Origin of the sequence: Bacillus cereus group sp. MS39 (assembly GCF_040448665.1) — a bacterium.
GTDB lineage: Bacteria > Bacillota > Bacilli > Bacillales > Bacillaceae_G > Bacillus_A > Bacillus_A wiedmannii.
This window is the reverse complement of the sequence record NZ_CP123058.1, coordinates 1110377-1134306: the sequence shown is the minus strand read 5'-3', so window position 1 is coordinate 1134306 and position 23930 is coordinate 1110377. Positions and strand designations below refer to the sequence as shown.

The following is a 23930-nucleotide window of genomic DNA, read 5'->3' as shown; positions in this document are numbered from 1 at the left end:
TCCTTCTCTTGTCAGTCTGTCTCCATGATAATGAATTTATAGTAGTTGTTGCAAGCCTATAAAAACAATTCACTTCTCTATCACTCATCGTATTTTAGAAAATATAGAAAAACAAGCCCTTTGCATAAGCAAAAGACTTGTCATACGGAACTTTATTTTTTCTTCGATAACCAATCAGCTACTTTAGCGGCTTGATCAGCTGGAACTAAATTGGCAGGCATATTTCCTTTTCCTTTCGAAAGAATTTCTTTAATTTCATCTTTTGAAAGTTTCCCACCAATTTTTTGTAAATTAGGTCCTACTGCCCCTTGTAACTGGTCACCGTGGCAGCTCGTACAGCTTTGCTTCACAATATCCTCTGGCTTTGATGCTGTTTGTGCTGGCTTCCCACCATTTTTTGCATCAGCTAACTCTTTAGATTTATTTAGCCCCTGAAATGAAAATACAAACATAACGATAATACCTAATGCTGCAATAAGAGCGAACGGAATCAGCGGATTACGTTTCATATCTCTTCTCCCCCCTCTATACCCCTAAATAGTTAGATGATTCAGTCATTTCCATTGTACTTGAAAACGTTCTATCAGAAAAGAGTAAACTACTAATCGTTAAAAATATTCCATAAATTCAGTTTATTGTTTTTTATTGTTATATCGCTTATTATTTCGATAATTATTAACGTTTCTCATCATATTTTTCACTTTTCTACATATATTTTTGTATAGAATACACAAAATTAATCGAAAAATCGAAAAATGAGCATTTGCAAATCAAAAGACAATTCTGTAAAATAAATTACAAGAAATTGTAATCGTTGCCGATAGCTAAAGTTTAACAAAAGTTAACAAAATAAAAAAGTTTACTTCACAAAGGTGAAGTAAACTTAAAAGTAGCCTATTCTAAGAAATCCTTAAGACGCTTACTACGGCTTGGATGTCTTAATTTACGAAGTGCTTTTGCTTCAATTTGACGGATACGTTCTCTCGTTACGCCGAATACTTTCCCAACTTCTTCAAGCGTACGAGTTCGTCCATCATCTAAACCAAAACGAAGACGTAGAACATTTTCTTCACGATCTGTTAGTGTATCTAACACATCTTCTAATTGTTCTTTTAGCAATTCATACGCTGCATGGTCCGCAGGCGATGTTGCTTCTTGGTCTTCAATAAAATCACCTAAATGGGAGTCATCTTCTTCACCAATCGGTGTTTCAAGAGAAACTGGCTCCTGTGCAATTTTTAAAATTTCGCGTACTTTTTCTGGAGCAAGATCCATTTCTTCACCAATCTCTTCAGGAGATGGTTCGCGTCCTAAATCTTGTAGTAATTGACGTTGTACACGAATTAACTTATTAATCGTTTCAACCATATGAACTGGGATACGAATTGTTCGTGCTTGGTCTGCAATCGCACGTGTAATCGCTTGGCGAATCCACCAAGTTGCATACGTACTAAATTTGAAACCTTTACGATAATCGAACTTTTCAACCGCTTTAATTAGACCCATATTCCCTTCTTGGATTAAGTCTAAGAAAAGCATACCACGGCCTACGTAGCGCTTTGCAATACTTACTACAAGACGTAAGTTTGCTTCTGCAAGACGACGTTTCGCTTCTTCATCGCCTTCTTCAATACGCGTTGCAAGTCGAATTTCTTCTTCTGCAGATAGTAAATCTACACGACCAATTTCTTTTAAATACATACGAACAGGATCATTGATTTTAACCCCAGGTGGTACACTTAAATCATTAAGGTCGAATTCTTCTTCCGCTTTTGTAATTTGGCGATTATTAGGACCTTCGTCGTTATCATTGTCACCAACTAAGTCAATCCCTTGTTCACCTAAATATTCATAGTATTCATCCATTTGATCGGATTCAATTTCAAATCCATTCATGCGTTCTGCAATCTCTTCATATGTAAGAACGCCACGTTTTTTTCCGAGCTCAGTGAGTTGTTCTTTCACTTGCTCAAGGGTCATTTCAGTTTCAATTTGTTTAGAACGAGCTGGTTTGTCAGCCATCTGTTCCCCTCCTTACGCGAGATACAAACATTCATTATACTAAAAATTTATCAAAAAAGCTATTTTCTCGCTTTTTGATTTTGTAAATATGCTACATAATATTTAGCAGCCTCTACAGGATCTGTTTTTTCCATTTGTTTTACCTTAAAGATGATTTCCATCTTTTCAAGTTTTTCTTGATGACGGCTGAGCGTCTCTAAATGGCCTTGTAACACTTCTTCTGTGTATTCTGGATTAATAAATTCATCCGTCGAAATATCAGTGATAATATTTTTCAACTTCTCATCAGAGAGCCAACTTAAAAATGTTCCGACTGAAGGTTCATTTCCCTTTTCATAATATGCGTATAGTTCATATAAAATCCCTTTATGTTCTTCTGTATGAAAATCTTCTATGTGGGATTCCATACGAACAGCCACTTCTGGACTTTGCAACATATGATAAATAATTTCTCTTTCTGCCCTTTCAAAACCTGTTAACTTCGGTTTTGTTTGAACAATTTGAGACGGCTTAGAAACCTGCTTTACTTGTTTTTGCTGTACCTTTTGTTCTTTGCGATATTGGTGCAATTGATTCAAAAGAGTTTCCATTGAATACGAAAATTCTTGCGATAATGACTTCAAATATGATTCTGCCTGCATCGCATCCTGTAGCAACGATAACTCTTTTAAAACACTTTTCACATATTCTTCTTTGCCAGACTCATCTTGCAAATTTTTCCCTAAACGCAAATAATTTATTTTAAAACCAACAAAACTTATACTTGATTTCACAAGATTTTCAAAAGCAGTTGTCCCATATTGTTGCACATATTCATCAGGATCAAGCTTATCTGGCAAGGATGTAACTTTCACTTGGCAACCAACTTTTAGCAATAATTGCCCTGCTTTCATCGTTGCTTCTCGCCCTGCTTTATCACCATCATAGCAAAGAACAACAGTTTCAACGTTACGTCGCAGAAGTTTTGCTTGTTCTTCAGTTAAAGCTGTTCCCATTGTCGCGACAGCTTCTTCCACACCACTTTTTACCGCAGCCATTACGTCGGCATACCCTTCAAAAAGGACCACTTGCCCACGTTTTCTAATAAACGGCCTCGCTTGGTGGAAGTTATACAACAATTTACTTTTATGAAAAATCGGTGTTTCAGGGCTATTTAAATATTTCGGAGTGTCATCTCCTAATGCCCTTCCACTAAACGCTATCACTTTACCTTGTAACGTATAGATTGGAAACATAACTCTTCCACGGAAGCGATCATAATGACTACCATCCTTCTCGCTTCTTATGAGAAGACCAGCTTGTTCCATACTAGACAGCGATAAACCTCTTTTTTGTAAAATTTTCGTTGCTGCATCCCAAGCAGGTGACGCATAACCAATTTCAAACTTCTCAATCATCTCTTTCGTAATACCACGTTTTAACAAATACGAAAGTGCTTCATTTCCTTCTTCTGTATTTACTAATAAATGATGATAATACTTTTTCAAAAGTTCATGAGCCTGTTGCATGATGACAGTGTCATCAGATATGTCTTCTTGTTGTCCTTGCCCTGATGTATACTCTGCAACCGCCATTCCATTTCTTTCACCTAGCTTTTGAACAGCCTCGGTAAAAGCCAATCCTTCCATTTTCATTAGAAAGGAAAATACATTTCCACCTTCTCCACATCCGAAGCAATGAAAAATTTGCTTATCAGATGAAACAGAGAATGAAGGAGAATTCTCACCATGAAATGGACAAAGGCCGAAATAGTTACGCCCCTGTTTTCTAAGTTGAACGTATTCACCAATCACTTCTACAATATCCGATGACGTCCGAATCTGTTCAACAACTTCTTCGGGAATTCTGTTCCCCATAAATCCATCTCCGTGTCGTATTTTGTATTCGATAAAAATTAAAAAATTCCTTTATAATTCGACAATATTTTTTCTAAACTTATTAGAAAGTGTTGTCGATCACGTTATCAAACGATTTTGTAGGCCCTTTTCTGCGTAATTTCGCAGATACGTACCTACTATATAAAATTGTATCCATTTGCTCACCTGTTACAAATGTACCTCCTGGAGACAATACATATACACTTTTTTACAAGAAGACTAGCAAGCACCATATCCTATGTGATCACGAGATCTGTTTTTTGCATGTTGATACATATCAAAAATCAACTTTAGCTTATTCAGTATCTACATAGATCCAATTTCCCTTGCTTCTTCCTTAAACGATGAGCATACGATGTGACAAACAAAATTTCGACATGAACTTTCGTTCCAACTTGCACAGTTTTCAGCATTCACAGGCTATGCATCTGCATCAACTAATACGATATTGATGTTTTGCATATTTCTGTATTCTACATCCCTTCTGCGAATCCTTCCATAATGTGCGTTTTCTTGTATAGATTTTGTCGATTTAACGTAATTACATGTCTTTTCGTAAATCCTATCCCTAGTTTATTCTGAAAAATTAAAGTCTAAACGTAAAATATAGGTTTTTATCACAATTTTTTATTATAATATATTTTCTTCAACTACGCTACATATCCCTTTATTTTTTCATCTTCTATTTCAGGATAACGAAACCCTGCCTTTAGCATAATAAAAAGACAGAAGAATATAAGTATAACCACTCCGCTATAATCTATTACGAAATCAACAGGTATTGTGTTTCTCACGAGCGAAAAAAGCACATTCACCTTTGGTAAATGTGCTAAAACAATTTTTGGTTTTGCACTGCATTCACAATAATGTTGGCTGTTTCTTCAATCGCTTTATTCGATACATCAATTACTTGACAATTTATTTTACCAACTACATTCTCAAAGTGATCAATTTCTTCTTTGATACGATTAATATTGGCATATGTTGCACCATCACTTAGTCCAAGTGATTTCAATCGCTCTTTTCGAATATGATTCAACTTCTCTGGCGTAATTTTCAAACCGAAGCATTTTTCTTTAGCCACTTGATATAACTCTTCAGGCGGATCTACTTCTGGTACGAGCGGTACATTAGCAACTTTCAAACGTTTGTTATGAGCTAAATATTGAGAAAGTGGTGTTTTTGATGTGCGCGAAATCCCAATCAACACGATATCTGCTTTTAAAATACCACGCGCGTCTCTACCATCATCATACTTTACAGCAAACTCAATCGCTTCAATCTTTTTAAAGTATTCTTCATCTAATCTACGAACAACACCCGGCTCATATCTTGGTACTTGCCCTGTAATTTCTTCAATTTGATCGATAAGAGGCCCGATAATATCATATGCCTCTACGCCTTCTCTCGCAGCCTCTGTCACTAAATACTGACGCATGTCAGGCTTTACTAACGTAAAACAAATAAGCGCTTGATTGCTCTTAGCAATCGAAATCACTTCTTTTAATGTCCCTGTATCTTCTACATACGGTACACGTCTAATATCAGGAGCAAATGGGAATTGCCCCATCGCTGCTCGAACAACCAAATCAGCCGTTTCTCCAACAGAGTCAGATACGACATATACGATTTTATTATCCATTATATTACCTCACTTTAAACAAATTACACTTATTCGTTATTTACTAAGTTTACAAACGCACGTGTAATATTTGTTTTTGTAATTCGTCCAATCACTTCTAAACCTTGCTTCGTATCTTTCACAACCGGCATCGCATCAATCTGTCTTTCTATTAATTCCATCGCAATATCATATAAAGAATCCTCTCTACGACACATCGTAATGTTTGGCATCCTTGTCATGATAATATTAACCGGAAGAGAGGTTAAATCCTGCTTTCCAAGGCTAGCTCTTAATAAATCTTTACGAGACACAACACCAACTAATAGAATCGCCTGATCTACAACAAATAAGGTACCTACGTCCTCTAAAAACATTGTACAAATCGCATCGTATACTGATACATTTTTATCAATTACAGCTGGTCTAGATTGATAATCTTGCACTTTAATTTTCTTAACAGCCTCAGATAATAGCTGCCCCCCGGTTTTACCCGTATAAAAATAACCTACGCGTGGACGCGCTTCTAAATAACCAGCCATCGTTAAAATTGCTAAGTCTGGCCTTAGCGTTGCACGTGTTAATCCTAATTGCGCAGCAATTGACTCCCCTGTAATAGGACCGTGATCTTTTACAATCTGAATGATATGTTCTTGCCGTTTATTCAGCTCTATGATAATCACCACCTTTAATGCACAACGAAAAAAGTTATACTATCTCTTAAATATTATATACTAAATATGCTATTTGAAAAAGATAGGATGTAAAAAGGACCGTATACGGCCCCAAATTATATTTGAAACTTATCAAGTTGTTCTAAGAAACGTCTTGACTTCAAATAAATCCCGCAATATTCATCATAATATGTATTCAATACTAAACGCATTTGTTTTTTTGTGCTATCCTTCACCGATACATTGCCAAGTCTATGTAAATCGAAGTGGTAGAAAAGACGTAATAATTTATGAACAGCTTCTCCCACTGGTATACGATACTGGTCTTGCTCAGCATGACGCGAGCACAGAAAACCGCCTTCCCGGACAGAGAAGGCGACAAAATCTGTTTCTTGATGACAAATCGCACATGTATCAAAGTACGGGCGCATCCCTAATACCGGAAGCATTTTCGTTTGATAAATTAATGATAATACTTCTGAATCAACACCCTCACACATATAATGCAACGTTTGATATAACATTTCAAATAAATATGGATTATGTTTTTTATCTTCTGTTGCTTTATCAGTTAACTCAACAATAAATGATGCATAAGCAGTTAAAAATATATCCTCGCGAATTTCTTTCATAGTTGAAATAATCTCGCCTTGTTGCAAAGTTCCAAGTCCAGATCCCATTTGAATAAGAAAATTACCATGGGTCATAAGTTGCGAAACAGATGCTAACCGGCTTTTCGGTTTTTTCGCTCCTCTTGCCATTGCACTTACCTTACCCAATTCTCTTGAGAATATTGTAACAATCTTGTTCGTTTCTCCGTAATCTGTCGTACGGATAACGATGCCCTCAACTTTTTGAAACATGTTCGTCACCATCCAAGGTTTGAACAAAACGGGTCAAGAAATTGGAGAGTCTAGATGCGCTAGCTCCTCTTCATGTTGATCCATCTCATCGTTTACGTCTTTTTCCATTTCTTTCAAAAGCAAGTACGTTTCAATGCTTCCTGTTTTGGAGAAAAACTTCCAGGTAAAATCTAGCATAAGAATCCACCTTTCTCAATAAGCGTAGCCTATAAACCAATTTCCTTTGTTGTTATTAAATTGACCCATTTTGTCCATTTTCATGTGAGAAAAATTTTTCCTAATTTATCAAAACTCATAAAAACCAATAATCAGCGGATGAACAAAACATCCGCTGATTACAGCTTTACTCTATTTTAGTACTCGTCTTCGCGGAAACCAAGGTCACGAAGCTGAGACATTTTATTACGCCAATCTTTTTGCACTTTTACCCATACTTCTAAAAATACTTTAGAACCAAGTAATGCTTCAATGTCAAAACGAGCTCGCTTACCGACTTCTTTTAACATCTTTCCTTGCTTACCTATAATAATTCCTTTTTGTGATGCACGTTCAACAACAATCGTTGCGTTTATATAAACCGCTCCGCCCTCACGTTTTTGAATTGCATCAATAACAACCGCTACAGAGTGCGGCACTTCTTCACGTGTTAAATGTAATACTTTTTCACGAATAAGCTCTGAAATAATAAATCGCTCTGGATGATCCGTTACTTGATTATCTGGGTAGTATTGCGGTCCTTCTGGTAAATACTTTTTAATTGTTCCAATTAAAGCATCCACATTATTGCCATCTAATGCAGAAATTGGTACAATCTCTGCAAATTCATATAGTTTACGGTATTGATCAATTAACTCTAATAATTGCTCTGGATGAAGTTGGTCAATTTTATTAATTACTAAAAATACTGGTTGTTTCGTTTCTTTTAATTTCTCAATAATGAATTCCTCACCACGACCAAATCCTTCAACTGCATTGACCATAAACAGAACAATATCAACTTCTTTTAATGTCGTTTGAGCCATCTTCACCATGAAGTCGCCTAATTTATGTTTAGGTTTATGTATTCCTGGTGTATCAATGAAAATTACTTGTGAATCATTTTCTGTATATACGCCTTGAATTTTATTACGAGTTGTTTGTGGCTTGTCACTCATAATGGCAATTTTCTGGCCGATAATACGATTTAAAAATGTAGATTTTCCAACATTCGGTCTGCCAATAATAGAGACAAAACCTGATTTATAACCTTTTCTATTCATGTAAATCCTCCGCTAAAAATGCTCCTGGTAACAATTCTCCAACTGTAGTCTCTTGAACGTCACCATGTAAATTTGATAGGTATACTTTCGTATCCTGTTTACATAATTCTACCATAACTTGTCGGCATGCTCCACAAGGAGGTACCGGACGCTTTGTATCCGCTACAACTGCAATAGCTACAAACTCTTTATCTCCTTCAGAAATCGCCTTAAATAAAGCTGTTCTTTCTGCACAGTTACATAAACCATATGATGCATTTTCAACATTACATCCACGATATACTTTTCCATCCTGTGTTAATAATGCTGCACCTACTTGAAATTTAGAATATGGTACGTACGCTTGTTTACGCGCTTCGATTGCTTCTTGAATTAATTGTTTACTATTCATATTCCCGCATCCTTCCTGTCCACAGCTGTGAATAAGATACACTCTCTTATTAAAGGCCTTTACAGCACTTTCAAAGCTTCATAAAAGCTTTGGAATGCAACTATACCACATACGGCAAAAAGATAATAGCACCAATTATAACGGCTATTATCGCAAACAATAAAACCGATCCGGCTGCGACATCCTTTGCAATTTTCGCAAACGGATGTATATCGGTAGTCGCTAAATCTACTGTTTTCTCCACAGCCGTATTTACCATCTCTAAACTCATTACAATTCCTATTACAATAAGTAATACCATCCACTCTACTTTCGTAATATGGAAATAAAAGCCACAGCATATAACAATGACTGCGGCTACATAATGAATTTTCATATTTCGTTCATGACGAAGACAAAAGAATATACCTGCTATAGCATATCCAAAACTATTTATAAGTTTTCCTTTTTTCATCGACCTAATCCAAATGCCTCTAAAATTTCTTTTTGTCTTCCAAACATTTCTTTTTCATCCTCTTCTGTCATGTGGTCATAACCAAGTAAATGTAAAAAGCCATGTAACGCTAAAAAGCCAAGTTCACGATCAAAAGAATGTCCATACTCTTCAGCTTGTTCTTTCGCTCTCGGAATAGAAATAATAAGGTCACCTAACATACGAGGCATCTCTGCACCTACAATTTCCATTTCTCCTTCTCCCATTTCTTCCATAGCAAAGGAAATGACATCAGTAGGCTGATCCTTATCTCGGTAATCACGATTAATCTCGCGAATGCGTTCGTTATCTACAAATGTCACTGATAACTCCGCACCATCCTCTATTTTTTCCATTTGAGCTGCTTTTTCTAATATCTCACGAATTAAATTCACATATTCTTCTTTCACTTCTTCTGTTTCATCAATGAAATCAATTAATAAACTCATTCTTTCTCCTTCTCTTCCGGTGGTTCCGGATATGTAATACGCGAATGGAAAATACCATTTAACGTTTCACATAACGTTTTTCCAACGATTTGTAGTTCCTTAAACGTCAAATCACATTCACTAAATTGCCCATCTTGCAGGCGATCTTTAATAATACTTTGTACTAAATTATTAATTTGATCTGGCGTTGGGTGATTCATAGAACGTACCGCCGCCTCAACACTATCAGCAATACCAACAATTGCCGACTCTTTAGAAGTTGCTTTTGATCCCGGATAGCGAAACATCTCTTCTGTATATTTTTCTTTATCTTCTTTAATCGCCTTATAATAAAAATATTTAAGTAATGTTGTACCATGGTGTTGTCCAGCAATATCGATAATTTCTTGCGGAATATGGTATTCTTCGAGCATTCTGACTCCATCTGTTACATGAGCAATGATAATATCTTTACTCGTCACAGGATCTAATTTATCATGTGGATTTTCAATTCCCATCTGGTTTTCAATAAAGAATTGCGGTTGTACTGTTTTTCCTACATCATGATAATACGCCCCTACACGTGCTAATACACCATTTGCTCCAACCGCTTCACACGCTGCCTCAGAAAGATTCGCTACCATTACACTGTGGTGATACGTTCCTGGCGCTTCTAACAAAATTCTACGTAAAAGCGGATGATTCGGACTTGATAGTTCCATAAGCTTCATGCTTGATACAATTCCAAGTCCACTCTCTAAATACGGTAATATCCCCATAGCCAAAACGGATGAGATAATTCCTGAAACGGAAGCCATCAATAGTTGCGTTCCAATTTCAAGAGGTGAAAAATTCCCATTACGTAATAATAATAACGCCGCTAAGACGACCACATTTAAGATAGAAACGAGTATACCAGCTTGCAAAATCATCGTACGACGATTTTTTTCTCTTAAGAAAATGCTTACTGATAATGAACTTAACAACACATAAATACCTACACTATAATTCAGTGTACTTGTTACCCCTTCATTAAACATAATACTTCCGCACACAGAAAAAATCATACTTGTTAAAAATACAAACCGATCGCCAATCATTAGTTTTACAAGTATTGTTCCCATCGCAACCGGAACAACATACGCAATTCCTGCATATTCAAGCTTTTGAAACAAACTAATCGTTTTCATTAAAACAATCGTGATAGATAAAATTGTAATATACGCTAAAATATACGGTCTATCTTCTCTTTTACGCTGTAAAAATACTTCAAACTGCTTATGCATAAAGTACAGTAACACACCAATGAGCACTGCTAATCCAACATAAGGCTGAAAACTATTACCTTTCTCTAATAAACCGACTAATTTCAACTGATTATACATATCACTTGAAATTGTTTCACCTTCTCTAACAATAACTTGTCCTTGAAGAATATAAACAGGTGGAATTAAATCTTCTTCCGCTTTCTTCTTCTCTTTCGTTACAGCCGGATCATAAAAATAATTTGCTGTAATCGCATATGATCCTAGCGCGTTCACAGCTTCCTTCAATCCACTATTCACATTGAGGCTTTTCATTTCATTAACAAATCGCTCTTTTGCTGCTATTTCTTCGGACATTTTAATATTTCCACCCATAATAACACTAATAGACGTTAGAGCCGCGTTCTTTGCTAATTCTAATTGATCCGGTTCTGCATTAATAAAATATAATAAATTCTCATCCGATAATTCCTTTGTTAAATTAGATGGCAACTTCTTCTTCAATTTTTCTAATTTATTTGCATCGGTCATCTTTTTTTGCTCTTCAGGTCCAGCAGCTTTCATCTCTTGAATTGCTTCATTTACCTTAGCAAAAACATCATTTACAATATCTACTCTATTTTGTTTATATTCACTTCTATATGTATATTGATCCCCAACTTTTTGAGCGACCTCTTGTTTTTTTCTGTCCGTTATAACCTTATCTTCAATTTTAATAGGAGAATGAATTGTTTTTTTCGCAATAGAATACATATCAACATCTAATTGCTCTGGTTTTACATTATTCATAAGTGCAAAAAACAGCACTGCTCCTAATAAAACGTAAGAAATCCAACTTAGTTTTTTCGAATGTTGTAAATTACGAAACCACTTAGAAACTTCTTCAGATCTTAACATGATTTCAATACCTTCTCCTCTCCAGAAATAAAGTGAAACTATTTATAGCTTTCATTTCTTCTAGCCAACGATACTTTTAAGTAACATTTTGATACACCAGCACCTATAGTTTATTTCTCTTATCTTTTATGATAGTAAAAAATATGCCGTTCGCCAACCTTAATACAAAAAGAAATGATCCTGACAAATAGGATCATTCCATTTTATCATATGCCTCAATAATACGTTGCACCAGCGGATGCCTCACAACGTCCGTTTGTTCTAATGTAATGAATGAAAGACCTGATACACCAGATAAAATGTTAGAAGCTAGCGAAAGCCCTGATTTTACCCCTTTTGGTAAGTCTACTTGTGAAGGGTCCCCCGTAATAACCATTTTAGAACTAAAACCTAATCTAGTTAAAAACATTTTTATTTGTGCACCCGTTGTATTTTGCGCTTCATCTAAAATAACAAATGAATCATCGAGCGTACGCCCTCTCATATAAGCAAGAGGTGCAATTTCAATTACCCCTCGCTCCATCATACGTTGCGTATATTCTTGTCCAAGAATATCGTGCAAAGCATCATACAATGGACGTAAATACGGATCTACCTTCTCTTTCAAATCTCCTGGTAAAAAACCTAAACTTTCTCCAGCTTCTACAGCCGGTCTCGTTAAAATAATTTTCTTTACATACCCTTGCTTTAAAGCTCTCACAGCCATTACTACAGCTAAGTATGTTTTCCCAGTCCCAGCAGGTCCCATTCCAAATACAATATCATTCTTCTTCATTGCATGAATATATCTTCTTTGCCCCATTGTTTTTACACGAATGGATTTACCTTTTGCCGTTTTAAAGATTTCTTCTTCATATAACTCTTCAAATTGAGCAATTTTCCCTTGTTGTGCGAGCTGAATTGCATACGCAACATCTCTTTCTGTAATTGATATACCTTTTCGAATAACAACAAGTAATTGCTGTAAGATTTTTTCTACGAGTGTCACAGTTTCAACTGCTCCAGATGCATGAACAGTTTCACCTCTAGTTACAATCGATACATTCAATTCCCGTTCAATTACTTTCAAATGAGCATCATTGACTCCAAAAAGAGCGATTGCTTCGTTAGCATTTTCCAATTGTTGGTTCATTTCTACTAATTGTTCTGCCATTACTCAGTCTCCTTGAATATCGGATTCGGATATTGGTTGTGGCTCTGCAATATTTTCGATCACAGTATAATGCAATGTGACTTTTAGTTGATCCGCCTCAACCTCTTTACTCAAAATTTTATCACTTACAATCATAGCATGTTCATCCAATTTTTTCTTTAGTTCTTTTTCAGCCATCTCTTTCGCTACTTTCATTGCCTGTTTTTCTGTATATTCCCGATTCGCTTCTTCCTCTTCTCGTACAATATCTTTTTCATACGCGATCGGCAGTGTAAAACCAAATAGTTTCACATCGTGTTTTACACTTTCAGTACGAGAGCGTTTATACTTATCATGTTGAAATCCCCATATTTTTATTTTCGCACTCCCAAATGTAAGGTAATGCTCATTATATGCATTGCCAGTATATACTTGAAATTGCGTCTTTAGTGGTACACTCACCTCAGATGTGTACCACGTTTCTCCATATACAATACCTTTCGCCGAAACAATCGTCGGACTCTCCTCATTACCGTATATCCCTGATACGAGAAGCTGTCCTTTTTCGACATGGTCATTTTTCAAGACAACTGGTTTTCCTACTTCAACAAATGTTTTTGTCACAATCGCTTCTTTTTTTGCAACTAAATTTTGCGGCCTTTGTTCCTTTTCTTTTTTCGGCTCGTTTTTTTCAACAATTTTAAAATGGTACGTCGTTCCTCTTATTTCTAATCCCGCCCAAGTAATCGCATTAATATTGTCTGTCAAATGACGTTGTACATCTTCTACATTAGGCATTTGGAATTGTAATTTTCCTTTTTTAATACCCATTTTGTCCAATTCTTTCATCAATATATATTCTGTTTCAGGTTTCGCTCCTGTAATTTCAATTTTCCAAACCATATTGGATAATGCAATCATGCCAAAAAAGAAAATTAAAAAACCAATTAAGAATCCACTATTTTTAATTAAACGCTTATTCAAAAAAGGAAAACCGTAACGCCCAATAAAATATAGTTTACATTCATTTTTTCTATAAATTGGTTTTATTTTCTTCACATCTCGTAATAACATACAAAAAACTAACGTTTCATCAGCAATCTTCTTAACATCCCAAACTAATAATCTTCTACGTACACATTCGTTAACGAACCGTTCCGCACCTCTACCTTCAATTCGTACTTTTACATATCCAAGCCACTTTATAAACCATTTATTTTTCATCTACTATCTCCACTACCTTTCCAAAAGTATACACACTACTTTTTTCACTTTAATTATCAAAATAGCTCGTACGAAAATGAAATAAAGAGTTCTACCGCCCATAAATAGCGAGATAAACTGAATAGTAAGGTCGAATCACGAAAATAACGAAGAAAAACTTCACATATGGAAGTTTCCCTCACTCCTCTTTTTTTTCGTTTTCTAAAAACGTCACTTGCTCAATTATTCCTTCAAGCAAAAGTTCTTCTGGAAGGATTGTTTTAATAATAAAGGATTGCCCTTTAATTAATAATTGACCGTGCTTTAATAACAATCTTACTTCTTTATCTGAAAACACTAATAAACCCCGATGATTTTCTATATAGATATGCACTTGCCCAACAAGCGTGATCCGAGGTAGATCCATTAGCACATCCACTGGCAGGTCTATTTGCTTTGTTAACCAATTCTTCATTTGTTCTAATTTTTTCATCTCAAAAGACCCCCTCTCATCCCATATGTATGAAAAAAGAGCTTGTAATATCACGTCCAAACTGAAAAAAAGCATAAAAAAACGTCTCATACGAAATGAGACGTTTTTTTATGCTAATAGCTGGATAACCAACTTATTCACAAGTGATCCGTCTGTTTTACCTTTTACTTTCGGCATAACAGCAGTCATCACCTTACCCATATCTGCTTTAGAAGTTGCACCAACTTCAGAAATAACTTGCTTAATTACACTCGCTAGTTCTTCTTCTGTTAATTGCTCCGGCAAATATGCGCTTAAAATCTGAATTTCACTTTGCAGTTTATTAACAAGGTCTTCACGACCAGCTTTTTTAAATTCAAGGAGGGAGTCCTTATACTGTTTTACTTCACGAGCTAAAACTGTTAATTCCTCTTCTTCAGTAAGAGTATGTTGCAGTTTAATACCTTCATTTTGTAAAGCAGCCTTAACCATACGAATAACGGTTAATTTTTCTTTTTGTTTATTCTTCATCGCTTGTTTCATATCATCGTTTAAACGACCGAGAAGACTCATAACTTACACCCTCTCTTAGAATTTACGCTTTCTTGCCGCTTCAGATTTCTTCTTACGTTTTACACTTGGTTTTTCATAAAACTCGCGCTTTCTTGCTTCAGCAAGTGTACCAGTTTTAGAAACCGATCTTTTAAAACGGCGAAGTGCATCCTCCAAAGACTCGTTTTTACGAACGACTGTTTTTGACATTCTCTTTCCCTCCCTCCGAAACATCACACTTACATACTAATTTCAGCATGCAAAAAGAAACCCTTCTTCAGCATGTCTTTTACGATTATAATACATTTTATCACTTCAGGTCAACTATTTGGCAGAATAAAAGAAGAATAGATGCCCTTTCCTGTTCAAAAGCTATGTAGATAGCTATTATCCTTTTCCCCTGAAAACAACTATATTTTTATCATTACATCTTTTTTAATGCAGGAATGTACGAAACAACTACTCATTCGACGTACCTGTCTTTTCAGTACTTAACTTCTCCACGAAAAAAAGAAAGCATGCAAATCGTTTCCGTTTGCATGCTTTTTTTATCCCACTATTTGCCGGGCAGTAAGACCCCCACCTCAAAATTCAGCAAAAGCAAAGAACTTAGGTAGTAATCCGGCTGATAATTAGTGGGAAGGAACAAAAACCTCACTCATTAAAGTTTCATTTTATGCGCTTGCTGATTCTTTTTTTACATCATCTTCAAGAACACGAACAAATTGCGCTTCGTTATATGGATAACCAGCTTTCGTAATTTTCACTTTCACTAGCTTACCAATTAACTCTTCTGATCCTTCAAATACAATTTTTAAGTAGTTATCCGTATAGCCTACATATAACCCTTTACGGTCGCCCTCTTTAAATTGCTCTTCCGGAATGATTTCAAGCACTTCCCCTTCAAACTGTGATGCATACTCTTTCGCTAATTGGTTAGATAGTTCAATTAAACGATGAACACGATCATTCTTCACATCTTCAGGAACTTGATCTTCCATACGCGCTGCAGGTGTTCCTGTACGCTTTGAGTAAGGGAATACGTGTAACTCAGAGAAGCGATTCTCTTTAATGAAATTGTATGTTTCCATGAATTCTTCTTCTGTTTCACCTGGGAAACCAACAATTACATCCGATGTAATCGCAAGGCCTGGTAACGCTTCTTTCAATCGATCTAAACGCTCTTGGAAAAATTCCATCGTATACTTACGACGCATACGCTTTAATACAGTATTAGATCCAGATTGCAATGGAATGTGCAAGTGACGTACAACTACTTCAGACTTATCTAACACTTTAATTACTTCATCTGAAATCTGACTCGCTTCAATAGAAGAAATGCGTAGACGTTTTAATCCGCCTACTTCCGCTTCCATATCACGAAGTAATCCAGCTAAGTTATAATCTTTAATATCTTCACCGTACCCACCTGTATGAATACCTGTTAATACGATTTCTTTATAACCTGCATCTACTAATTGCTGCGCTTGTTTAATAACTTCTTTTCCATCACGAGAACGCATTAAACCACGTGCCCAAGGAATGATACAGAATGTACAGAAATTATTACAACCCTCTTGTATTTTTAAAGATGCACGTGTACGATCCGTGAAATAAGGTACATCCAGTTCTTCGTATACACGTGTTTTCATAATGTTGCGGACAGCATTAATTGGTTGACGCTCTTTGCGGAATTCTTCGATGTATCCTAACATCTTTTCACGATCCTGTGTACCAACTACAATATCTACGCCTGGAATCGCCATAATTTCCGCTGGAGATGTTTGTGCATAACATCCCGTTACACAAATAACCGCATCCGGATTTTGACGAACAGCACGTCTAATAACTTGACGGCTTTTCTTATCTCCCGTATTCGTTACTGTACACGTATTAATAACATATACATCAGCTTTCTTTTCATATTCAGTTCTTTCATATCCACCTTGTTTAAACAATTGCCAAATGGCCTCTGTTTCATAGTGGTTTACTTTACAACCTAACGTATGGAACGCAACAGTTGACATTGATCATCACCCCATCAATTCAAAATGATACGAAGCAGCACTTAACGCGTATAACGGCGCCGTTTCTGTTCTTAAAATTCTTGGTCCTAAACTACATGGTACAAATTTATGTTCACGAAGCGTAGTAATCTCTTCCTCCGCTAAACCACCTTCTGGTCCAAATACAATCAATAGTTTTTGACCTGGTTTCATCGTCGTTAAAGCTTTAGCAAAATTGGATTTCTCACCTTGTTTTGCTTCCTCTTCGTACGCAACAAGACATACATCATACTCATTACTCATTGAAAGCAATTGCTTAAATGATGCCGGAGCATGCACTTCTGGAATTTCGCTTCTATGCGATTGTTCCGCAGCTTCTTTCACAATTTTTCTTAAACGCTCAACTTTTTTATCAGCTTTTTTCGCATCCCATTTTACAATAGAGCGAGATGCTTGAAATGGTAAAAATGCGGCCGCCCCAAGCTCAGTTCCTTTTTGGAAAATTAACTCTAGCTTGTCTCCTTTTGGCAGTCCACTTGCAATCGTCACGAAAACAGGAAGTTCACTTGACGCCTCTACCCATTCTACAATAGCCGTATTAATAAATTCACTGGTAATTTCATCAATTGAACATATTGCTGTTTTTCCGTTTACACAGCAATAAATGTGATCACCAGCTGACATACGCATCACTCTTGCGATATGATGTACGTCATCACCTACAATGCGAATACTTGTCTCATTTACATATTTCTCTTCTACAAAATAACGTTGCATATAATCACCTTAGTAGAGTTTCGTTCCTTTCGTAAGTTAACACTTACGAAAAGAACGAAACGTTATCATTTTTTCATATAACAAACGGCAAGTCCCTCACCTTATAGTGAGAGACTCCCCTTTTCATTATAAACTAAAATCTATATTACGCATTTCGTGCAATAATTGCTACCCAATCTTCCATTCGTAATACTTCTTCAATTGTAAATCCAGCTTTTTCTAGCGCTTCAGAAATTATCTTTTCCTTCGCTGCAATAATGCCCGATGTAATAAATAATCCGCCCGACTTCACAACTCTTGCTGCATCCTCAGGGAATAAAAGAATAATTTCTGCTAATAAGTTAGCTACGATTAAATCAACAGGACCTTCAATACCTTCTAAAAGACTATTTTGCCCAACAGACACGATATCATCTGTTTTATTTAAACGTACATTCATTTCTGCACTTTCCACTGCAACCGGATCTAAATCATACGCTTGAACAGAAGACGCACCTAATTTTGCCGCTGCAATACTAAGTACACCAGAACCTGTTCCTACATCAATGACAGTATCACCTGGCTGAACTGTTTTTTCTAAAGCACGAATACACATCGTTGTTGTCGGATGAGTTCCTGTTCCAAACGCCATACCTGGATCTAATTCAATAATTTTTTCTTCCGGAGAAGCTGGTGTATATTCTTCCCACGTCGGCACAATTGTGAATGTATCAGAAATTTGTACTGGATGGTAATATTTTTTCCAAGCAGTAGCCCAATCTTCTTCATTGACTTCGTTAACGGTAATATTTCCAGTACCAATTTCGATGTCGTAAGATGGAAGCATATCAATAGATGATTTTACACCCGCAATCGTTTCCTGTAAAGAATCCGTTTGTGGGAAATATGCTTTTATTAATACACCTTCCGCCGGATATTCATCTGGGTTCAATGCATAAATTTCACCATATTGTTGCTCGCGCTCTTTCGTCAACTCCGCTGGATCCTCAATCGCAACTCCACTAGCACCAGCTTCATGTAAAATATGAGAGACAGCTTCTACTGCTTCTTCTGTTGTATGAATACTAACTTCTGACCATTTCACAATTTACCAACTCCATTTTTCATTTCCATTATTCCCCTTTGAAAGCACGTTTAAGCTTTCCAAATAAACTATCATCCTGCTCTTCTTGTCCCGCAAATTCACGTAATAACTCTTTTTGATGTGAAGTTAATTTCGTCGGTACAACAACACGAACGACTACATATTGATCTCCTTGACCGTATCCACGTACGTTCGGAGCACCTTTTCCTTTTAAGCGGAATTCTGTTCCTGTTTGTGTTCCTGCTGGAATTTTTAGCTTCACTTTCCCATGAACAGTAGGAACTTCCACTTCAGCACCAAGTGCCATTTGCGCAAATGTTAATGGCATTTCACAAATAATGTGATCTCCTTCACGCTCAAAGAATTCATGATTTCTCACATGAACAACAACATATAAATCTCCTGCCGGTCCGCCATTTACGCCCGCTTCACCTTTTCCAGATACACGAATTTGTTGACCATTATCAATACCTGCTGGAATTTTAACATTGATTTTTTTACGTTTACGTACTTTACCAGAACCGTGACATGTCGTACATTTTTCTTTAATCATTTGACCAGTTCCTGAACAATGACCACAAGCTTGACGGTTTACGATACGACCAAATGGTGTATTTTGTTCTACACTTACTTGCCCTGATCCTGAACAATGTTTACATGTTTCTTTTGAAGTTCCTGGTTTCGCTCCGCTACCTTTACAAGTATCACATGGATCTTCTACTGGAATCTCAACATTTAATTCTTTACCAAAAATAGCTTCCTCAAACTCTAAAGTAACTTGATATTGTAAGTCAGCACCTTGACGCGGAGCATTTGGATCACGACGTCTACCGCCACCGCCGCCAAAGAACGAACTAAAGATATCTTCGAAACCGAAGCCACCGCCGAAGTCTCCTCCGCCGCCAAAGCCACCGAAACCTTGATTTGCACCAGCATGACCAAATTGATCATATTGCGCGCGCTTTTGATCGTCGCTTAATACTTCGTATGCTTCTTGTACTTCTTTAAACTTTTCAATTGCATTTTCTTCTTTACTTACGTCTGGATGGTATTTTTTAGCCAAACGACGATACGCTTTTTTTATTTCATCTTTTGAAGCACCCTGGCTAAGTCCAAGGACCTCATAATAGTCTCGTTTACTCATAAATTTACAACCCCCGAATCTTTCACATAAACGTAATTTTAACACCGAAAGAAAGTGCTTTGCAACAAAGTTTCCTCACTTACAGTATGCAAAGTAAAAAACTTAAGAACCTCACACTTTTCTTTTCATTCGTGAAAAAAGCCAAAGTCAAGGCACGCTTGACTTTGACTTTTTGTCATCCTACTTATTTATATTACTTATCTTCTTTTACTTCTTCGAACTCAGCGTCTACTACATTGTCTTTCTTCGCGCCAGCATCTTGTGCTCCTTGTGCACCTTCTGCTTGCCCTGCAGCTGCTTGAGCTTGCTCGTATAATTTAACAGTTAATTGTTGTACGATTTCTTGTAAAGCGTCTTTTTTCGCACGGATTTCCTCAAGCTCGTTCTTCTCAATCGCAGCTTGTAATGCTTCTTTCGCTTCTGTTGCTTTTGCAACTTCAGCCGCATCCACTTTACCTTCTAAATCTTTTACAACTTTATCTGTTTGGAATACAAGTTGGTCAGCTTCGTTACGAAGTTCAACTTCTTCCTTACGTTTTTGGTCAGCGTCAGCATTTGCTTCTGCTTCTTGTACCATACGATCTACTTCTTCATCAGAAAGACCTGAAGAAGATTGGATTGTAATAGTTTGCTCTTTGCTTGTTCCTAAGTCTTTTGCACGTACGTTAACGATACCGTTCGCATCAATATCGAATGTTACTTCGATTTGTGGAATACCACGTGGTGCTGGTGGAAGGTCTGTTAATTGGAAACGACCTAACGTTTTGTTGTCAGCTGACATTGGACGCTCACCTTGTAATACGTGAATATCTACTGCCGGTTGGTTATCAGCAGCTGTTGAGAATACTTGTGACTTACTTGTTGGAATTGTAGTGTTACGCTCGATTAATTTCGTGAACACACCACCCATAGTTTCAATACCTAAAGAAAGTGGAGTTACGTCTAATAATAGTACGCCTTCTACATCACCAGTAAGTACGCCACCTTGAACTGCAGCACCTAATGCTACAACTTCATCAGGGTTTACACCTTTATATGGTTCTTTACCAGTTTCACGTTTAATAGCTTCTTGTACAGCTGGGATACGAGTAGATCCACCAACAAGGATAACTTTATCTAATTCACTTGGAGCAAAACCAGCGTCTTTTAATGCACGACGAGTTGGCTCTAACGTTCTTTCAACAAGACCTGCTGAAATCTCTTCGAATTTCGCTCTTGTTAACGTTAATTCTAAGTGTAATGGACCAGCAGCTCCAGCACTAATGAATGGTAATGAAATTTGTGTTTGTGTTACGCCAGAAAGATCTTTTTTCGCTTTTTCAGCTGCATCTTTCAAACGTTGAAGTGCCATTTTATCTTGGCTTAAATCAATGTTATTTTCTTTTTTGAACTCAGCTACTAAGTGGTCAATAATAACTTGGTCAAAGTCATCTCCACCAAGACGGTTGTCACCAGCAGTTGAAATAACTTCGAATGTTCCATCTGCTAACTCAAGGATAGATACGTCAAATGTACCGCCACCTAAGTCATATACTAAGATTTTTTGCTCTTCATCTTGTTTTTCTAAACCGTAAGCAAGCGCTGCTGCTGTTGGTTCGTTAATGATACGCTCAACTTCTAAACCAGCGATACGACCAGCATCTTTTGTTGCTTGACGTTCTGCATCGTTGAAGTATGCAGGTACTGTAATAACAGCTTTTGTTACTGTTTCACCTAAGTATGCTTCAGCAGAAGCTTTTAAGTTTTGTAAAATGATTGCAGAAATTTCTTGAGGTGTATAATCTTTACCTTCAACTTCTACTTTGTAGTCTGTACCCATATGACGTTTAACAGACATGATTGTATTTGGGTTTGTAATTGCTTGACGCTTTGCAACTTCCCCAACTTGACGCTCTTCATTTTTGAAAGCTACAACAGAAGGTGTTGTACGGTTTCCTTCTGGATTTGGGATAACCTTTGGTTCTCCACCTTCCATAACAGCTACACAAGAGTTTGTTGTACCTAAGTCAATACCGATAATTTTACTCATGGCGAATCCTCCTACTTTTATGTAAATTATTGATTTACTTTTACCATTGACGGGCGAATCACACGGTCTTTTAGTTTATAACCTTTTTGGAATTCTTCAACTACCGCGTTTGATTCAAATTCACTATCTTCCACTTGCATAATAGCTTGGTGTTCATTAGGATCAAACTGTTTACCAACAGCTTCAATCGCTTCAACGCCTTCTTTAGTCAACGCTTCTAGCAATTGACGATGCACCATTTCCATACCTTGTAACAAGGATTTCGTTTGCTCATCAGTTGCTTCCACTTGCATCGCTCTTTCAAAATTATCAAGAGCTGGCAAAATATCTGAAACTAGACTTTGTGCTCTATATTTTTCAGCAGCCTGTTTATCCATTTGGACACGACGCTTATAATTTTCAAAATCAGCTTGTAGACGTAATGTGCGACCTTCCGTTTCCGTTAGCTTCGCTTGTAACTCATCTACTTTTTCTTGTAAAAGAGCAGCCTCACTTTTTTCTTCTACAGTTTTTTCACTGTTTTCTGTCGTGACAGCTTCTTCAACTTGCGCTTCTTTTACTTCTTCTACCACTTGTTCGTTACGCTCTTCCACAATATTCACCTCCTTAAAAGGTATTAGGTATTATGCTGAACACAATTCCTTAAGCATTATATATTACACACAGCAATGAAAATTTCATTACTTGAGCGAATGTATTACTCTCATTTACTTTTTAAGTCCATCAGTAAATTGTCTCGTAAATAACTGTAACAAACTAATTACCCGAGAGTATTGCATTCTTGTCGGACCTAAAATAGCAATTGTTCCAAGCTGTTCTTCTCCAATCGAATATGTTGCAGAAATTAAACTACAATCTTCCATGGCCGTCGCAGAGTTTTCCCTACCAATGTTCACTTGAATACCTACTTGTTTATGACGCAAAATGTCATAAAACTCGGCTTCATTATCAATCATCGTCAGCAAGGATCTTACTTTGTGAATGTCATGGAACTCTGGTTGCGAAAGCATATTTGCTTTGCCTCCAAAGTATATCTTTTCCGATAAAGGAACTTGAAATGTACCATCTAACATTTTTATTGCACTATCGTAATTATGAACATATCCACGTAAAACTGTAACAATCTCTTTAAAGATTTTGTTATGCAGTTCTGCCATTGGTACACCCGACAGCTTTTCATTTAAAATATTAACCATTTTTTCTAAATCTGATAAATCAACAGATTCCGGAACGGTAATCGTTTTGCTTTGTACATGCCCTGTATCCGTTACAATAATAGCGACTGCAGTTTGATGGTCAAGCGGTACAATTTGTACGTTTTTAAGTTTATTTGTGCTTAACTTCGGTCCAAGAACAATGGCCGTATAATTCGTAAGCTCTGATAAAATTTGAGCCGATTGTTGTGCAATCTTTTCCGCTTCAAAAATTCTTTCAGCAAATAAATCTTTAATTTGTACAATTTCATCGTTCGGTAAGTTTTGCGGCGCTAAAAGATGGTCTACATAAAAACGATATCCTTTTTCAGAAGGAACACGTCCTGAAGAACTATGCGTTTTCTCAATAAATCCTAGTTCCTCTAAATCAGCCATTTCATTTCGAATAGTAGCTGAACTAAACGTAATTTCATCTTTCTTAGCCAACGTCCTCGACCCAACAGGTTGCGCTGATCCAATAAAGTCATCAATAATTGTTTGTAAAATTAAGAGCTGACGTTCCGTAAGCATCTCATCATCACCTCTGTTAGCACTCTTTGTCTTCGAGT

24 protein-coding genes are annotated in these 23930 nt (G+C 36.6%); all 24 read right to left on the bottom strand.

The genetic code is table 11. The features are described from left to right. Positions 1-152: 152 nt before the first annotated feature. On the bottom strand, positions 153-509 hold the full coding sequence (cccA, locus tag QEP67_RS05900; RefSeq protein WP_000828143.1) for a cytochrome c550: 357 nt from the start codon (positions 507-509) through the stop codon (positions 153-155). Between the two features lie 385 nt (positions 510-894). Continuing rightward, positions 895-2022: an RNA polymerase sigma factor RpoD gene (rpoD, locus tag QEP67_RS05895; protein ID WP_000764061.1), complete on the bottom strand. Its 1128-nt coding sequence runs from the start codon at positions 2020-2022 to the stop codon at positions 895-897. Between the two features lie 59 nt (positions 2023-2081). Then, the gene (gene dnaG / locus QEP67_RS05890) at positions 2082-3878 is read right to left on the bottom strand and encodes a DNA primase (RefSeq protein ID WP_000528234.1); all 1797 of its coding nucleotides are present in this window, start codon (positions 3876-3878) and stop codon (positions 2082-2084) included. Between the two features lie 850 nt (positions 3879-4728). After that, positions 4729-5541 carry a pyruvate, water dikinase regulatory protein gene (locus tag QEP67_RS05885; RefSeq protein WP_000368948.1) on the bottom strand — a complete coding sequence of 271 codons (813 nt, stop codon included), beginning with the start codon at positions 5539-5541 and terminating at the stop codon, positions 4729-4731. A gap of 29 nt (positions 5542-5570) precedes the next feature. Continuing rightward, complete coding sequence (locus tag QEP67_RS05880; protein ID WP_000583754.1) at positions 5571-6203, bottom strand: helix-turn-helix transcriptional regulator; 633 nt, start codon at positions 6201-6203, stop codon at positions 5571-5573. Between the two features lie 107 nt (positions 6204-6310). Then, complete coding sequence (gene recO, locus QEP67_RS05875; RefSeq protein ID WP_000487012.1) at positions 6311-7057, bottom strand: DNA repair protein RecO; 747 nt, start codon at positions 7055-7057, stop codon at positions 6311-6313. Positions 7058-7090: 33 nt separating this feature from the next. Then, positions 7091-7234 carry a YqzL family protein gene (locus tag QEP67_RS05870; RefSeq protein WP_000883924.1) on the bottom strand — a complete coding sequence of 48 codons (144 nt, stop codon included), beginning with the start codon at positions 7232-7234 and terminating at the stop codon, positions 7091-7093. Between the two features lie 176 nt (positions 7235-7410). Beyond that, complete coding sequence (gene era, locus QEP67_RS05865) at positions 7411-8316, bottom strand: GTPase Era (RefSeq protein ID WP_001080239.1); 906 nt, start codon at positions 8314-8316, stop codon at positions 7411-7413. After that, positions 8309-8707: a cytidine deaminase gene (locus QEP67_RS05860; RefSeq protein ID WP_001086293.1), complete on the bottom strand. Its 399-nt coding sequence runs from the start codon at positions 8705-8707 to the stop codon at positions 8309-8311. Before QEP67_RS05860 ends, era begins: the two co-directional genes overlap by 8 nt. Positions 8708-8807: 100 nt before the next feature. Beyond that, entirely contained in the window at positions 8808-9161 is a 354-nt protein-coding gene (locus tag QEP67_RS05855; RefSeq protein WP_000715485.1) for a diacylglycerol kinase family protein, read from the bottom strand. Beyond that, entirely contained in the window at positions 9158-9628 is a 471-nt protein-coding gene (gene ybeY / locus QEP67_RS05850) for an rRNA maturation RNase YbeY (RefSeq protein ID WP_000054689.1), read from the bottom strand. Before ybeY ends, QEP67_RS05855 begins: the two co-directional genes overlap by 4 nt. After that, positions 9625-11769 carry an HD family phosphohydrolase gene (locus QEP67_RS05845; protein ID WP_000946271.1) on the bottom strand — a complete coding sequence of 715 codons (2145 nt, stop codon included), beginning with the start codon at positions 11767-11769 and terminating at the stop codon, positions 9625-9627. Before QEP67_RS05845 ends, ybeY begins: the two co-directional genes overlap by 4 nt. Positions 11770-11962: 193 nt before the next feature. After that, positions 11963-12922 (bottom strand): PhoH family protein, encoded by a 960-nt coding sequence (locus QEP67_RS05840; RefSeq protein WP_000840500.1) that lies wholly within the window; start codon positions 12920-12922, stop codon positions 11963-11965. 3 nt (positions 12923-12925) lie between these two features. Further along, positions 12926-14125: a sporulation protein YqfD gene (gene yqfD / locus QEP67_RS05835; RefSeq protein WP_000792503.1), complete on the bottom strand. Its 1200-nt coding sequence runs from the start codon at positions 14123-14125 to the stop codon at positions 12926-12928. Between the two features lie 178 nt (positions 14126-14303). After that, positions 14304-14597 (bottom strand): sporulation protein YqfC, encoded by a 294-nt coding sequence (gene yqfC / locus QEP67_RS05830; RefSeq protein WP_000732264.1) that lies wholly within the window; start codon positions 14595-14597, stop codon positions 14304-14306. A 108-nt stretch (positions 14598-14705) separates the two neighbouring features. Continuing rightward, positions 14706-15149, bottom strand: coding sequence for a GatB/YqeY domain-containing protein (locus QEP67_RS05825; protein ID WP_353706542.1), 444 nt, complete (start codon positions 15147-15149; stop codon positions 14706-14708). A gap of 15 nt (positions 15150-15164) precedes the next feature. Then, the gene (gene rpsU, locus QEP67_RS05820) at positions 15165-15338 is read right to left on the bottom strand and encodes a 30S ribosomal protein S21 (RefSeq protein ID WP_000048061.1); all 174 of its coding nucleotides are present in this window, start codon (positions 15336-15338) and stop codon (positions 15165-15167) included. Positions 15339-15802: 464 nt separating this feature from the next. Next, positions 15803-17155 carry a tRNA (N(6)-L-threonylcarbamoyladenosine(37)-C(2))-methylthiotransferase MtaB gene (gene mtaB / locus QEP67_RS05815; RefSeq protein ID WP_000108690.1) on the bottom strand — a complete coding sequence of 451 codons (1353 nt, stop codon included), beginning with the start codon at positions 17153-17155 and terminating at the stop codon, positions 15803-15805. A gap of 6 nt (positions 17156-17161) precedes the next feature. Further along, entirely contained in the window at positions 17162-17911 is a 750-nt protein-coding gene (locus QEP67_RS05810) for a 16S rRNA (uracil(1498)-N(3))-methyltransferase (RefSeq protein WP_001190150.1), read from the bottom strand. Positions 17912-18056: 145 nt separating this feature from the next. Next, on the bottom strand, positions 18057-18995 hold the full coding sequence (prmA, locus tag QEP67_RS05805) for a 50S ribosomal protein L11 methyltransferase (protein ID WP_000872122.1): 939 nt from the start codon (positions 18993-18995) through the stop codon (positions 18057-18059). A gap of 28 nt (positions 18996-19023) precedes the next feature. Next, entirely contained in the window at positions 19024-20139 is a 1116-nt protein-coding gene (gene dnaJ, locus QEP67_RS05800; protein WP_000043954.1) for a chaperone protein DnaJ, read from the bottom strand. Between the two features lie 193 nt (positions 20140-20332). Further along, on the bottom strand, positions 20333-22168 hold the full coding sequence (gene dnaK / locus QEP67_RS05795) for a chaperone protein DnaK (RefSeq protein WP_000034697.1): 1836 nt from the start codon (positions 22166-22168) through the stop codon (positions 20333-20335). A gap of 26 nt (positions 22169-22194) precedes the next feature. After that, entirely contained in the window at positions 22195-22761 is a 567-nt protein-coding gene (gene grpE / locus QEP67_RS05790) for a nucleotide exchange factor GrpE (protein ID WP_000392716.1), read from the bottom strand. A 114-nt stretch (positions 22762-22875) separates the two neighbouring features. After that, positions 22876-23892, bottom strand: coding sequence for a heat-inducible transcriptional repressor HrcA (hrcA, locus tag QEP67_RS05785; protein ID WP_000954944.1), 1017 nt, complete (start codon positions 23890-23892; stop codon positions 22876-22878). Between the last annotated feature and the right edge of the window lie 38 nt (positions 23893-23930).